This is a genomic window from Chitinophaga eiseniae (genome assembly GCF_012641265.1).
GTDB classification, from domain to species: Bacteria; Bacteroidota; Bacteroidia; order Chitinophagales; family Chitinophagaceae; genus Chitinophaga; species Chitinophaga eiseniae_A.
The window spans coordinates 236013-251209 of the sequence record NZ_JABAHZ010000006.1; the positions used below are offsets into that span (position 1 = coordinate 236013).

Consider the following 15197-nt stretch of genomic DNA (forward strand, 5'->3'; position numbering starts at 1 on the left):
TAAATCCTATTTTTTCTCTCAAAAAGGCAAAAAAACATTACGTTTGCAACCATGAAGAAAGCCGGGTCCTGCGATTTAAAGACTTGTTTCCTTTGCCAGTTCAGCATTCCTGAATGGATTGCCGCTATAGGGGACCATAAACAACATCTCTCTTATAAGAAGAATGAAACCATCTTCCAGGAAGGCAGCCCGGTAAAGGGTATTTATTTTTTATACGATGGGAAAGTAAAAGTGCATAAACAATGGGGCGCGGAAAAAGAGCTGATTGTACGCTTTGCACAAAAGGGAGATATCCTGGGGCATAGGGGCCTGGGTAGCGGCGAGCGCCTGTATACCGTGTCTGCCACGGCATTGGAAGATACCACGGTGTGTTATACCGACCTGGCATTTTTTGAAGCATCACTGAAAGTAAATCCCCAGCTCACCCTCAAACTCATGCAATTTTATGCCGACGAACTACAGGAAGCAGAAAGGAAGATGCGCAACCTGGTGCACATGGATGTAAAAAGCAGGCTGGCAGACGCTTTGCTCGATATTAGCCGGCTGCACAACGATGTTCAGTTTACCATCAGCCGCCAGGACCTGGCGGCTTTTGCCGGCACCACTTACGAAACTATTTACCGCAACCTCCAGGAATTTATACAGGAGAAATTAATTGCAGTAGATGGCAAAAGCATCACCATTCTACAGGAAAAGAAATTGAAAAAATATATTACCCTTTGATCATTGTATATCGGTCAAACGAAGCAGCATCGCTTCATTCAGGATGGTATAGTTTTTCCCCGATACCGCTACCAGCCGGTCTGCAATCAACTCATTCAATATCCGGAACGTGGTTTCATAAGTAGTCCCGATATAAGAAGCCAGGTCTTGCTTACTCAAAGCTATGTCGATAAATCCATCCTTATTAAATCCGAATTTTTGCTGCAACAACAGCAGCGCATTAGCCATACGGCCTTTTACCGACATATGGGCGAGATTGCGCATTTGCTTTTCGGAAGATTGTAACTCCTGTGCATAAAATAACATCAGCTCGTACAGCAACGCATGATTGATTTTCAGAGAAGCCTGGAAAAAATCCATCTCTATAAAACAAACCTTTACCGGTGCCAATGCCGTAGCTGACACAGGGTAAAACTGTTCCAGCCCCCCGATACCCCGGTGCCCTACAATATCGCCTTTCTGTGCAAAACGCACAATCAGCTCTTTTTCCGGCCCCCAGTGCTTATGCACTTTCATTAGCCCTTCATGAATAAAGTAAATGCCTTCCACGGGGTCGCCTTCTTTAAACAGCGTTTCGCCTTTTTGCAGGATAAAATTACGGCGGTGTAATGTTACCGCCGGCGCCCATTCCTTGAGCGATAGCCGGCACAGGAGGCAGGTTTTACCATCACAGCCTTGTTTGTCTTTCTTCATGTACCAGATGATTGTTTAGTTGTTGCACTGCTGTAGCAGTGAGCAGGGCATGCAGGTTCACTACTTCACCCACCACGATAATAGCCGGGTTGCTCATCCCTGCAGCCGTAGCCCTCCAGGCAATATCTGTCACCGTACCGGTGATCATCTTTTGCTGCACGGTAGTCCCTTCTTGGATGATAGCCACCGGCGTGTCCTGCTTCCCGTGTGCCGCAAACAGCTCCATGATTTCGCTGAGCTTACTCATGGCCATCAGGATCACGACTGTAGCAGTGGAGCGGGCTGCCAGGGCAATATCTCCCGAAATATCACCAGAGCGGGTGGTGCCGGTAGTTACCCAAAAGCTTTCAGACATTCCCCGGCAGGTGAGCGGGATAAACTGCGAAGCCGGCACTGCTATGGCACTGGAGATACCTGGTATAACTTCCACCCCGATGCCGTGGTCTCTTGCGGCGGTGATTTCTTCCACTGCCCTGCCAAACACAAAGGGATCGCCGCCTTTGAGTCGCACCACATGCCCGTGCGCCATCGCCATTTCCACGATCAGGTGGTTGATTTCCTGCTGCGATAAGGCATGACATCCATACCGTTTACCTACAAACCGGATAATGGCGCCGGGGCGGGCATGGCATAGTAATGATTCATTGACCAATGCATCATATAATATAACATCGGCCCGATGAATGGTATTGACCGCTTTCAGGGTGATCATTTCCGGGTCTCCGGGACCTGCTCCAACTAAAGATAGAAAGGGATTCGACACTGGCATACATATTATATTTAAATTTATATATCATATTTAACACTAATCATACATAAATTTAAAACAAAAACGCTTAATTTTATAATCAACATCATACACCCGCCTTAAAAATCATCTCCAAAACGCTAAATAACATTATATTAAATAATTTATAATATATCTGTTTTTTCTGATCCATAAATATAATCTAATGAAAGTAGTAGTCATCGGAAACGGCATGGTGGGCTATAAATGCTGTGAAAAGCTAATAGCGAGGTCCGCCTCCTCCCCCCTCGAACTGGTTGTATTTGGAGAAGAACCCCGCCCTGCCTACGACCGCGTACATCTAACCTCCTGGTTCGATGGCAAAACAGCCAACGACCTTCTCCTCGCACCACTTAGCTGGTATACCGACAATGGCATCCGGCTTCACCTGGGCGACCCGGTCATGCAAATAGACCGGACACACAAAACCGTGACTTCATATAAAGGCATCACCGAACAGTATGATTACCTGGTAATCGCCACCGGCTCCGCGGCATTTGTTCCACCAGTACCCGGCATGGATAAAAAAGGTGTCTTTATTTACCGCACCATAGAAGACCTGGAAATGATGAAGGCCTATGCGCCACAAGCCAGCTGCGGCGCCGTTATCGGCGGCGGCCTGCTCGGACTGGAGGCAGCGAAAGCCTTGCTCGACCTCGGCATCAGCAATACCCATGTGATCGAATTCTCGCCCAGGCTGATGCCCCGGCAAATCGATGAACAAGGTTCTGCTATCCTCCAACATAAACTGCATCAACTGGGATTGAAAATACTCACCGGCAAAAACACCCGGGAAGTAATGGGCGACGAAGCCGTTACCGGGCTACAGTTTGCAGACGATACCATCCTGCCAGCCGACATCGTAGTAGTATCCGCCGGCATCAAGCCCCGCGATGAGCTGGCCAGGGCCTGTGGCCTCGCTACCGGTCCCCGCGGCGGCATCATCGTAAATGAACAACTGCAAACCAGCGATCCCTATATATATGCTGTTGGAGAATGTGCCCTGCATAATAATATGATCTATGGCCTGGTAGCCCCCGGCTACGAAATGGCGGAAGTAGCCGTTTCCCATATGTGCAGCGACCATAAAGCCTTCACCGGCTTTGATATGAGTACCAAATTAAAACTCATTGGCGTAGATGTGGCCAGCTTCGGCGATCCGTTCCCAGCCCCCGACACCTGCCATAGCATTGTATTTGAAGATAAATACAAAGGCACCTATAAACGTATCAACATCACACCCGACGGACAGTTCCTGCTGGGAGGCATCCTCATTGGCGATGCCGCAGCCTATAACCTGCTGCTGCAAACCGCCCGTAATAAAATGGTACTCCCCGCCAACCCGGAAGAACTACTGCTGGGAAGTCGCGGTACTGCCGACAATGGCGCCGGCGTAACTGCTCTGCCTGACGAAGCCATGATCTGCAGCTGCGAAAATGTGAGCAAAGGCGCTATTTGCCAGGCGGTAACCGACGGTCATGAAACACTGGACGACGTAAAAAAATGTACAAAAGCCGGCACCTGCTGCGGTGGTTGTACCCCCATGGTAAAAGACCTCATCACCGCTTCCATGAAAGCACAAGGCAAATATATCCGCAACGTGGTATGCGAACACTTTGCCTACTCCCGCCAGGAAATGCTGGATCTCATTAAACTGAAATCACTCCGTTCATTCGATGAAGTACTGGACCACTACGGCTCCGGGGAAGGATGCGAAGTATGTAAACCAGTGGTAGCCTCTATCCTGGCCAGCCTGTGGAATGATATGATCCTGGACAAAGGCAACGACACCGCCCAGGATTCCAACGACCGCTACCTGGCCAATATACAGAAAGGAGGCACCTACTCCGTAGTACCAAGAATTCCGGGCGGAGAAATTACACCCGAGAAATTAATTGTCATCGGGGAGATTGCTACTAAATATAATCTCTATACGAAAATTACCGGCGGACAACGTATCGACTTATTCGGCGCCCATCTCAGCGACCTTCCGGACATCTGGGAAGAACTGATTGCCGCCGGCTTCGAAAGCGGTCACGCTTACGGGAAAGCACTCCGCACCGTAAAAAGCTGCGTAGGCTCCACCTGGTGTCGCTTCGGACTGCACGACAGCGTTAGCTTCGCTATCCAGATAGAAGAAAGATACCGGGGACTGAGAGCACCGCATAAAATCAAATCCGCCGTATCAGGTTGTATCCGCGAATGCGCGGAAGCCCAGTCGAAAGACTTCGGCATCATTGCTACCGAAAAAGGCTGGAACCTTTATGTATGCGGTAACGGCGGCTCCAAACCACAGCACGCACAACTCCTGGCAGCCGACCTCGACAGCGATACCTGTATCCGGTACATCGATCGCTTCCTGATGTTCTACATTAAAACAGCCGATCCGCTTACCCGTACGGCCACCTGGCTCAACAAACTCGACGGTGGTATGGACTACCTCCGCAATGTAGTGGTGAACGATAGTCTCGGTATCGCCGAACAGCTGGAAGCCGCCATGCAACTGCTGGTCGACAATTACAAATGCGAATGGAGAGAAGTGGTGGAAAACCCCGAGCTGCGTAAACGTTTTTCCCACTTCGTAAATGCACCGGCCGATAAAGACCCAACTGTAAAATTTGAAACCATGCGGGCACAGAAGAAAGCCGCAGAATGGAAATAATTTCTTTACACAAAAATATATGGCTATGTCTACTACTCACACTACCACCGGCACCTGGTTCTTTGCCTGCAAAACAACGGATGTACCCACCAATGGAGGCGTATGCGTAAAGTACAATGATGAACAGATTGCATTATTCTTTTTTGCCCGCAGAAATGAATGGTATGCAACCCAGAATCTTTGTCCGCACCGCCGCCAGATGGCCCTCAGCCGCGGCATGACCGGCACCGTGCAAGATGAGCCCAAAGTAGCCTGTCCATTTCACAAAAAGACCTTCTCCCTGAAAGACGGCCGTTGCCTCTCCGACGAACATGAATGTTCCCTCACCACCTATCCCGTAAAGATTGTGGATGACCGGGTATACATCAACGTAGCAGAGATACCGGTGATGGCAGAAGTGTAAAAGACGAAACCCGGCAGCTGGCAGGCTGACCGGGCTTCTGATCCGGAAATGATTGGCTCATTCAAAATCAACCAAAGTTACATGAAAAAATGGTTCTCCCGCAGGGTATCTATGATACTCCCCGGACTACTGCTGTCGCAGTACGGCTATGCCCAGCTTTCGCTCGGCGCCCAGCTCCGGACCCGCACCGAATTGCGCGACGGACAAGCAGCGCCACAGGTACAAGGCGCTGCACCGGCTTTTTTCACCTCCCAGCGCACCCGGCTCATCGCAGGATTTAACGCCTACCGGATTAAACTGGGACTAACGGTACAGGATGTACGTGTATGGGGACAGGATGTATCTACCCTTAACCGCACTACCACGCCTGATAACAACGGCTTTATGCTGCATGAAGCCTGGGCCGAAATATTGCTGACCGACACTATCGTAAAAAATAAAGCACTGTCACTGAAAATTGGCAGGCAGGAACTGGTATACGACGACAGCCGCCTGCTGGGTAATCTCGACTGGCTGCAACAGGGCCGGCGCCATGATGCTGCCGTACTAAAATATGAAAGCAATAGCTGGATCATGCACGCCGGCGCGGCTTTCAATCAGAACAAGGAAAATGCCTCTGGTACCGTGTACAATGCCACCCCTCCCGGCAATTACACTGCCAATACCAATGGAGGCAATGCCTATAAAAGCATGGAATTCCTGTATGTTTCCAGGAAGCTGCATGCAGGCAACCTGTCTTTCCTGTTCCTGTCCGACCAGTTTTCCAAATATCATACAGACAGTGTGGAACATGTAGCAGTAAAAGTATGGGAACAGGGTACCCATCAGCGCATGACCACCGGCCTGTTTTATACGCAACAGTTCAATCGCATTGCCTTCACCGCTGCCGCCTATCAACAGTTTGGCACTAACGCCAACGGACAAACGATAGATGGCCGCCTGTTAGCCGCCTCCTTCTTATATAGTGTGAGCCCGGCCTTCAGCGCAGGCGCTGGCGTGGATTATACCAACCCGGATTTTGACCCGTTGTACGGCACCCCGCATAAGTTCTGGGGTAACATGGATTACTTCTATGTAGCCAGCGGTTTTGGCAACAAAGGGTTGCAGGATTACTATATCAAAACCCGGCTGAAATCCGGCAAGCGATGGGCTTTCACCGGCGATGTACATGAGTTTTACAGCGCCGCCGCCATTGCAGGCATGTCGAAACAATTTGGTACGGAAACGGATGTAACGGCCAACTATACCCTCACCAAAATGGTGGGCCTGGAAGCCGGCTACAGCCACTTCTGGAATACCAATACGCTTACCTCTCCTGCGGTAAAAAATATCAGGAATGCTGCCAGTAACAGTAACTGGGCTTACCTGTCTGTCAATATCCGGCCTGAGTGGCTGATTAAATAACCCGAAAAAATACGACTATGGCTGCTCCGCTAGATAAAATAAAACTCTTTAGTCTGAATACCATACAGATGCGCACGTTTCACATCACGTGGCTGATGTTTTTTGTTTGCTTCTTTGGCTGGTTTGGCCTGGCGCCGTTGATGCCGACCATCCGTACCGACCTGGGACTTAGCAAAGCACAGGTAGGCAATATTATTATTGCTTCTGTATCCGGAACTATCATTGCCCGGTTAATCATAGGCAGGCTCTGTGATACCTGGGGACCCCGCAAGACAGCCATCCGGCTGTTGCTGGTAGGTTCCATCCCGGTGTTCCTGGTAGGGTTGTCGAGAGACTATACCTCTTTCCTGCTGTTTCGTTTAGCCATCAGCGTGATAGGTGGTTCATTTGTGATCACACAGTTTCATACTTCGCTGATGTTTGCGCCGTCCATCAAAGGCACTGCCAACGCCATTACCGGTGGATGGGGTAATTTGGGTGGCGGTGTTACCAATATGGTGATGCCCATAATTTTTGCGGCTATTGTAGGTTTTGGTTACAGTAATGCTTCGGCCTGGCGATATGCCATGATAGTACCGGGGCTGATGATGCTGGGGGTAGCCTATTTATATTATCGTTTCACCAAAGATACGCCCAATGGCAACTTTGATGAAATCGGTCATCATCGTAAAAACGAAAAAACGGACTGGTCAATATTGGGCGACTGGCGTATCTGGGCACTCACCCTGGCATATGGGATGTGCTTCGGTATGGAAATTACGTTCGACAATGTGGCGTCGCTGCATTTCGTGGATACCTTCCATCTTTCTCAAGGCAGCGCAGGGTTCTGGGCGGGCATATTTGGTTTTATGAACCTTTTTGCCCGGGCATTGGGTGGCATTATATCAGACAAAGTAGGCGCTAAATCAGGCATGAAAGGCAAAGGATGGCTCCTGGCCCTGATGCTGCTGGCGGAAGGAATCGGATTATTATTATTTGCCCAGGCAGGCTCCCTGGTGATCGCCATTATGGCGATGCTAAGCTTTGCCCTGTTTCTCAAGATGGCCAATGGCGCCACTTACGGCATTGTCCCTTTTATCAATGAAAAAAATGCGGGACTGGTCAGCGGCATCGTAGGAGCCGGTGGCAATATGGGTGGCATGTTATTCGGATTCCTGTTTAAATCAGATAGCATCACCTACGTACAGGCCTTTACATATATCGGGTTTATTGTGATCGGTGTTTCCTGTATCGTGATGCTGACAAGATTCGTTCGCCAACCGGCCACCAGCGAAGCAGCGGTAAATGTGCCCGTAGCAGTATCCTAACTCATTTTTAAAATTCCGGCATGCAAGCAACATTCAAAACCACCTGTTGTTATTGTGGGGTAGGTTGTGGTATCGTAGTAGAAAAAGACCGGCAAGGTAAGCTGCATGTAGCAGGTGACAAAGCGCACCCTGTAAATAAGGGCATGCTTTGTTCCAAAGGTATGAACCTGCACTATACGGTAATGGATACCTCCGACAGGCTGCTATATCCTGAAATGCGCTATCACCGGGATCTTCCGAGGAAAAGGGTGAGCTGGGACCAGGCATTGGAAAGAACTGCTGCTGTATTTGCCGCCATTATAAAACAACATGGTCCCGATGCCGTAGCTTTCTACGCATCGGGGCAGTGTTTAACAGAGGAATACTATGTGGTAAATAAGCTGATCAAAGGATTTATTGGCAGTAACAACATCGATACTAATTCCCGCTTATGTATGAGCAGCGCGGTAGCTGCCTATAAGATGGCCCTGGGAGAAGATGCGGTACCAGGTACCTACGATGATATAGAACAGGCCGATTGTATTTTTGTAGCCGGCGCTAACCCCGCCTGGTGCCATCCTATTTTATGGCGCCGGGTAGAAGCCGCCAGGGCCGCTAATCCTTCGATGAAAATCATTGTCAGCGATCCGCGGGTTACCCAGAGCTGTGCAATAGCCGACCTCCACTTACAGGTAAATCCCGGTACCGACATCGTTTTGCACCATGCCATTGGCCGCGCCCTGATCACCGCCGGTCATACCAACAGCCAGTTTATCCAGGCACATACCAATGGTTACGATCAGTACAAGGATATCGTGATGGAACGGAGCATAGAAGAAGCGGCTGCCATTTGTGGTATTACCCCGGGGGAGATATATACCGCGGCAGATTATATCGGCAACGCTACCGGCTTCATGACTTTCTGGACCATGGGGCTGAATCAAAGTGTGGTGGGCGTGAACAAGAACCTGAGTTTGATTAATCTCCACCTGATCACCGGCCATATTGGCAAACCCGGCAGCGGGCCGTTTTCATTAACCGGTCAGCCTAATGCGATGGGCGGCCGTGAGGTAGGAGGCTTATCCAACCTGTTGCCGGCCCACCGGGTACTCAGCAATCCGAAGCACCGGGCAGAAGTGCAGGCCTTCTGGGGAGGCACTACCTTATCAGATAAACCGGGGCTCACCGCCACGGAAATGTTTACCGCATTGAACGACGGCCGGCTGAAAGCCATCTGGATCATGTGTACTAATCCACTGGTAAGCCTGCCGGATGTACGCTTTGCAGAAGCGGCGCTGCAAAAGGCAAAATTTGTAGTAGTACAGGAAATTTCCAACAAGCCGGAAACCCTGCGTTACGCCGATGTAGTGTTGCCTGCCGCCGCATGGACAGAAAAAGAAGGTACGATGACCAATGCCGAAAGGCGCATCAGCTATCTGACCAAAATTACCGATGCACCCGGAGAAGCCTTACCGGATGCGGAAATTATCTGCCGCTTCGCCAAAAAGATGGGATATCACGGTTTCGACTATACGAATATGTCAGAAATCTATGACGAGCATTGCCGCCTCACCGCGGGCACCAACATCGACATCAGTCACCTGAACTATAGCACCCTTAAAGCAAAGCGCAGTGTACAATGGCCGTATCATACCGGCAGTGGCACTCCCCGCCTGTTTGAAGATCATGCATTTTACACGCCGGATCAGCGCGCCGTTATCCACAGCTTTGAAGATGCCAATCATTCTGAACCGCTCAGCCCCGAACGTCCGCTGATACTCACTACCGGCCGTATACGCGATCAGTGGCATACGATGAGTAAAACAGGCAAGGTGAGCAAACTGAAACAACATATTGCCTCCTCTTTCCTGGAAATACACCCGGAAGATGCCCGGCAGCGCCATATCAAAGAAGGCGATATTGTAACGGTGAGCAATGGGCGGGGAAATGTGCGGGTAAAAGCACAACTCAGCAACAGCATCAAACAGGGCGTTGTTTTTTTACCCATGCACTGGGGCAAAATTTTAAATAGCGACCTGCATCGCGCCAATAACCTCACCAATCATTTACTGGACCCTATTTCCAAACAACCGGATTTTAAATATTCCGCCGTACAGGTACATCGCTACCAGAAGCCAAAACAAAAAATAGTGATCATTGGCGCAGGTGCAGGCGCCTGCGGATTTGTGAAATCGTACCGGGAATTGAATACCACTGATGAAATTGTGGTATTCAGCAAAGAAAACCTGCCGTTTTACAACCGGGTAATGCTGCCTGATTATATCAGTGGCACCCAGCAATGGAAGCAGCTGGTGAAAATGACCCGCCAGGAAGAAGCCGCGCACCGCATTACGCTGCATCGCGGGGTGAGCATTACTCATATAGACCGCGGTAACAAGCAGGTAACAGACAGTAACGGCGACGTACATACGTACGACATACTTCTGATGGCTACCGGTAGCCGGGCAGCCACCCTGCGTGATATCCCGCCTATTCCCGGCATCTTCACCATGCGCACCCGTATGGATGCTGATGGCTTCAAACAACATATACATCCTTCCGGGGGGAAAGTAATGATAGTGGGTGGTGGCCTGTTGGGGATAGAGCTGGCAGCATCTCTCAAAGAAATTAATATAGACGTAGGCGTTATACAGCGTACTTCCCGGCTCATGGACCGGCAGCTCGATACGCTGGGAGGACAGCTCCTGTACGAAGAGCTGACCGACCGGGGCATCGACATCATCTACAACGATGAAATAGACCGGTTCATCGGGCAAACACAACTGGAAGGCATCCGCATGAAAAGTGGGGTGTACATTCCCTGCCAGGCGGTGGTGATGAGCATCGGCACCGTACCCAATATAGAACTGGCGCAGGCGGCGCAATTGCAGTGCAACCGGGGCGTGGTAGTAAATGAATACCTGCAAACCAGCGATTCGGATATTTATGCCATTGGCGAAATAGCAGCTTTCAATGGCGTGTTGTATGGCATCACCGCGGCCGCCGAGCAACAAGCTGCCGTGGTAGCGCAATATCTCAACGGCGATATCAGCCAGTATTACCAGGGCTCCCTTTTCATGAATATCCTGAAGATGCATGGCACCGATCTCTGCTCACTGGGCATGGTAGAAACACCCAAGGATCCGGCTTATGAAGAAGTTGTGTTCATCGACAAAGCCAAACGTTATTATAAGAAATGTATCATACACCAGGACAAGCTTGTAGGCGCTATATTGATAGGGGATAAATCAGAGTTCATCGAATTCCGGGACCTCATCCAGCAGCGGATTGAGCTGTCGGATAAAAGGCTGGAACTATTACGCTCCGGGAAAAAAGGTACGCCGGTAATCGGCAAACTGGTATGCTCTTGTGGTAATGTGGGAGAAGGGAATATCCTGGAGAAAATTAAAAGCGGCTGTCATACCCTGCCTGCTTTATGCCAGGCCACCGGCGCCGGCATGGGCTGTGGTAGCTGTAAACCGGAGGTAAAGGCATTACTGGAAAAATCTATTCCTAAAACAACCACCGAACTGGTATCATCATGACAAAACATAGCCATACCCTGTCCGTTAATTTCACCGGTGGCATTATATCACCGGGCTTCCTGCTGGAATTGCTGGAAACCGCTACCAACGCGCAGGCTACCCATGTACGTTTTGGACTAAGGCAACAGCTGTTGATAGACATTCCTGATAAGCACCTGGAAGCTTTCAAACAAGACTGCGCCGCCAGGCAAATTACCTTTGCCACGCAACCCAATATGATGAGCGCCTATCCGGCGGCAGGCATCTTTGTGCAAAACAGCTGGCTCAGCGAAGGTATTTACAAAGATGTGTTTAATCTTTTTGAAGGGATGCCGGCACTCAAAGTGAATATCTGCGATAGCGGACAAACTTTTGTGCCCCTGTTTACCGGGCATATCAACTGGATCACTTCTTCGTATACCCATTACTGGTACCTGTACCTGCGCCTGCCCGGCAGTCAGCAGTTATATGTATGGCCCGAACTCATTTACACCAATCATATTGCCGAAGTAAGCAAAGCTGTGGAATCGTTTTTGCTGGCCGGCCATTCGCCGGAGCAGGCCTATGCTGCAGTGAAAGACGGGTTGTCGTACATCTCCCGTGCTAAAGACCGCGACCTCGATTTACCGGCCTTTCATCTCCCCTACTATGAAGGATTTAACAAATACGACAACAATTACTGGTTGGGTATTTACCGGCGGGATGAAGATTTCCCCATCGACTTTCTGAAAGAAGTATGTACCATTTGCCTGGAAACCCGCACGGGACAACTTTATGCCACTCCCTGGAAATCGCTGATCATTAAAAATATTGATGCACGGCATCGGCCTTTATGGGATTACGTACTAGGCAAACATGGTATCAATGTGCGCCATGCCGCCAATGAGCTGAACTGGCAGGTAGAAGATAACTGTGAAGATGGGCTGATATTGAAGCGGCATGTTATCCGGTATTTTGATACCGCCGATGTACGAACCTATGGGCTTTGTTTCAGTGTAAGAGTCAGGCATCCTGCCAGCCTTTTTGGTACGGTAGTTATCCGGCGGCAGGAAAATAAATATGGCAGCAAACTGAAGTACATGCAGCGGTATGATATCCTGTATACGGCAGATTACAACGCCAATTCGGCGCAGTTGCTGGTATACCGGGAGGCGGTGACCAAAGAACAGCTGGGGCCGTACATTGTGGCGTTGTGTAAAGCTTTTTACGAGCAACGTAGCGCCGCCAATGTATTGCAACATTATGTGACCGAGCAGGCCTCGCTGACAGTGCATGCAGTGGAGGAAAAACAGGTATATCAATGTACCACCTGTCTTACCGTGTACGATGAAACGGTAGGAGATGCAGCACAGGGGGTGGCAGCGGGCACCCCGTTTACCAGCTTACCGGCTGACTATGGTTGTTCCATATGTGCCGCGCCGGTGGCGGATTTTACGATGGTTCGGGAAGCCACGCTGCTGGCACAGCCTGCTTAATGTCGGATATACAGTTAAAAAGACCACCAGAGTTTCCCGTGGTTTGTCTAATTTTGCATCCTTCAGTACGCAGATCATGTTAGCAAATATTCACAACGAAACCGATGCCAGGCAGTACAGGATTGCCACTTCCGTATTTTTCTTCCTCTCCGGATTAGGTTATTCGTCCTGGGCATCCAGGATTCCCTCCATACAGCAGCAATTGCACTTAAATGAGGCCCAGCTGGGAGCGGTGTTATTTGCATTGCCGATAGGACTGATGCTCACAATGCCCATCACCGGCAAATTGTTGGGGAGCTTCAGTAGTCGCAAGATCATGATTTTTGGAGCACTGATATTTAACATCGTACTGAGTTTGCCGGGATTTACCACCAATATCTGGCAGCTGGCCCTGGTATTATTCTGTTTCGGATCGGCCCGCAACCTGCTCAATCTCTCTATGAATGCGCAGGCCGTACAGGTACAGCATTTATATCCACAATCGATCATGACCACCTTTCACGGGATCTGGAGCGTGGCAGGTTTTACCGGCGCGGCTATCGGCTACCTGATGGTGAGTATGAATATAGCGCCGTCCTGGCACCTGTTGATCGTGAGCGTATTACTGCTGATTTTCACGATATATTATACCCCCAAAACCTTTCCCGACCAGCCGGTAAAAGAAACCGTAAAACGGGCAGCCTTTGCACTACCGGACAAGTCATTGCTGAAGTACTCGCTGATCTGCTTTGCCTGTATGGCCACAGAAAATACCATGTACGACTGGAGCGGGCTATATTTTGAGAAGGTAGTAGGCGCCAGCAAATCTACCGCAGTAGCGGCCTTTGTGATCTATATGGTAGCCATGACTACCGGCCGTTTTGCCGGCGACCGTCTCGTAAAAAAATTAGGGATCAAGCCCATCCTGATGTATAGCGGCTGGTTTATTTTAAGTGGCTTATTACTCACCATTCTTCTTCCCTACCCCATTACCGCAGGTATTGGCTTTATACTGGCCGGATTGGGGGTAGCCTGTGTAGTACCATTGGTATTCAGCCTGGCAGGTAAATCAAAAAGCGCTAACAGCGGACAAACACTGGCATCTATTTCTACCATTGGCTACCTGGGCTTCCTGGTAGTGCCTCCATTGGTGGGCTTTGTAGCCCAGGCTACCAGCCTGCGCTGGTCATTTGCCATCATGGCCATATGTGGCCTCCTGATTGTATGGATGGTGAAAGGCATCAAAGCGGAATAGCAGGAAAACCATTTTTGGTGAAGCGCCACTTAATTTCTAATTTTTAGTAGCATTAGTTATTTTGTAACCTATCACCCGAAATTTATGGAACAAAGCAATTACCCAGCAGCACCAGACAATACCGCCGTGCGCGTGGCCTTGTGGAGAGCATTACATGTAGAGATTGATGCACCGCCGCATATCCTGGAAGATACTATAGGATTACAGCTAATTGCACCGGATAGCAACTGGCGTGAACGGCCCGATATGGACCCCGTTTTCACCCGGGGGTTACGAGCTTCCATTGTAGGCAGGGCCAGGTTTGTAGAAGACCTGATCATCGAACAACATAAAAAAGGGGTTACCCAGTATGTACTCCTGGGCGCCGGCCTTGATACCTTCGCACAACGCAGACCAGATATAGCTTCCCAACTCCGGATATACGAAATAGATCAACCTGACACCCAGGCCTGGAAACAACAGCGGCTAAAGGACCTGGGATTCCATATCCCGGATTCACTGCAGTTTGTGCCGGTCAACTTCGAAATATCTTCCTGGTGGGAGGAGTTGACCGCTGCCGGTTTTGATACCAGTCAACCTGCTGTAGTAGCCTGTACCGGCGTTAGTATGTATCTTACCCAGGAAGCCATTGCGGCCACCCTGCACCAGGTAGCGCAACTCGCCAAAGGGTCTATACTGGCCATGACTTTCCTATTGCCGGCAGAATTGCTGGCGGAAGCAGACAGGCCCTTGCTGGATATCGCTAAAAAAGGCGCAGCCGCCGCGGGCACTCCTTTTCTCAGTTTCTTTGCGCCCGGCGAAATCGCCGCTGCAGCCCGCACCGCAGGATTCAAGCATGTGGAAATCATTAATACCGAAAATATTACCGAACAATACTTTACCGGGAGATCAGATGATTTACGCCCCATTACCGGTGAAGAATTCCTGCTGGCCGTTACGTGATAATAATAAACCCGCCCAAAAAGAGCGGGTTTACTCAACTAAAACGAGACTTGAGCAATTGGAT

11 protein-coding genes are annotated in these 15197 nt (G+C 49.9%); 9 read left to right on the top strand and 2 right to left on the bottom strand.

Annotated features, from left to right (window positions below):
- The first annotated feature begins 51 nt into the window (after positions 1 to 51).
- On the top strand, positions 52 to 723 hold the full coding sequence (locus HGH91_RS23100; RefSeq protein WP_168741162.1) for a Crp/Fnr family transcriptional regulator: 672 nt from the start codon (positions 52 to 54) through the stop codon (positions 721 to 723).
- On the opposite strand, the gene HGH91_RS23105 is transcribed toward HGH91_RS23100, so the two are convergent.
- Positions 724 to 1416, bottom strand: coding sequence for a Crp/Fnr family transcriptional regulator (locus HGH91_RS23105; protein ID WP_168741163.1), 693 nt, complete (start codon positions 1414 to 1416; stop codon positions 724 to 726). It lies immediately after the preceding gene.
- Complete coding sequence (cobA, locus tag HGH91_RS23110) at positions 1391 to 2185, bottom strand: uroporphyrinogen-III C-methyltransferase (protein WP_168741164.1); 795 nt, start codon at positions 2183 to 2185, stop codon at positions 1391 to 1393. The genes HGH91_RS23105 and cobA overlap by 26 nt, the downstream gene beginning before the upstream one ends.
- Positions 2186 to 2369: 184 nt before the next feature.
- On the opposite strand from cobA, the gene nirB reads away from it, so the two are divergent.
- The 8 genes from nirB to HGH91_RS23150 all read left to right on the top strand — a co-directional run bounded on the left by nirB (position 2370) and on the right by HGH91_RS23150 (position 15133).
- The gene (gene nirB, locus HGH91_RS23115; protein WP_168741165.1) at positions 2370 to 4865 is read left to right on the top strand and encodes a nitrite reductase large subunit NirB; all 2496 of its coding nucleotides are present in this window, start codon (positions 2370 to 2372) and stop codon (positions 4863 to 4865) included.
- Positions 4866 to 4890: 25 nt separating this feature from the next.
- Positions 4891 to 5268: a nitrite reductase small subunit NirD gene (gene nirD / locus HGH91_RS23120; protein WP_246121224.1), complete on the top strand. Its 378-nt coding sequence runs from the start codon at positions 4891 to 4893 to the stop codon at positions 5266 to 5268.
- Positions 5269 to 5349: 81 nt separating this feature from the next.
- A complete protein-coding gene (locus tag HGH91_RS23125) occupies positions 5350 to 6672 on the top strand; it encodes an alginate export family protein (protein WP_168741166.1) in 1323 nt (440 codons plus the stop codon).
- Positions 6673 to 6689: 17 nt separating this feature from the next.
- Positions 6690 to 7979 (top strand): NarK family nitrate/nitrite MFS transporter, encoded by a 1290-nt coding sequence (locus tag HGH91_RS23130; RefSeq protein ID WP_168741167.1) that lies wholly within the window; start codon positions 6690 to 6692, stop codon positions 7977 to 7979.
- 20 nt (positions 7980 to 7999) lie between these two features.
- On the top strand, positions 8000 to 11503 hold the full coding sequence (locus HGH91_RS23135) for a nitrate reductase (protein ID WP_168741168.1): 3504 nt from the start codon (positions 8000 to 8002) through the stop codon (positions 11501 to 11503).
- Complete coding sequence (locus tag HGH91_RS23140) at positions 11500 to 12957, top strand: rubredoxin (RefSeq protein ID WP_168741169.1); 1458 nt, start codon at positions 11500 to 11502, stop codon at positions 12955 to 12957. The genes HGH91_RS23135 and HGH91_RS23140 overlap by 4 nt, the downstream gene beginning before the upstream one ends.
- A gap of 76 nt (positions 12958 to 13033) precedes the next feature.
- A complete protein-coding gene (locus tag HGH91_RS23145) occupies positions 13034 to 14191 on the top strand; it encodes an MFS transporter (RefSeq protein ID WP_168741170.1) in 1158 nt (385 codons plus the stop codon).
- A gap of 84 nt (positions 14192 to 14275) precedes the next feature.
- Positions 14276 to 15133 carry a class I SAM-dependent methyltransferase gene (locus tag HGH91_RS23150; RefSeq protein ID WP_168741171.1) on the top strand — a complete coding sequence of 286 codons (858 nt, stop codon included), beginning with the start codon at positions 14276 to 14278 and terminating at the stop codon, positions 15131 to 15133.
- Positions 15134 to 15197 lie beyond the last annotated feature (64 nt).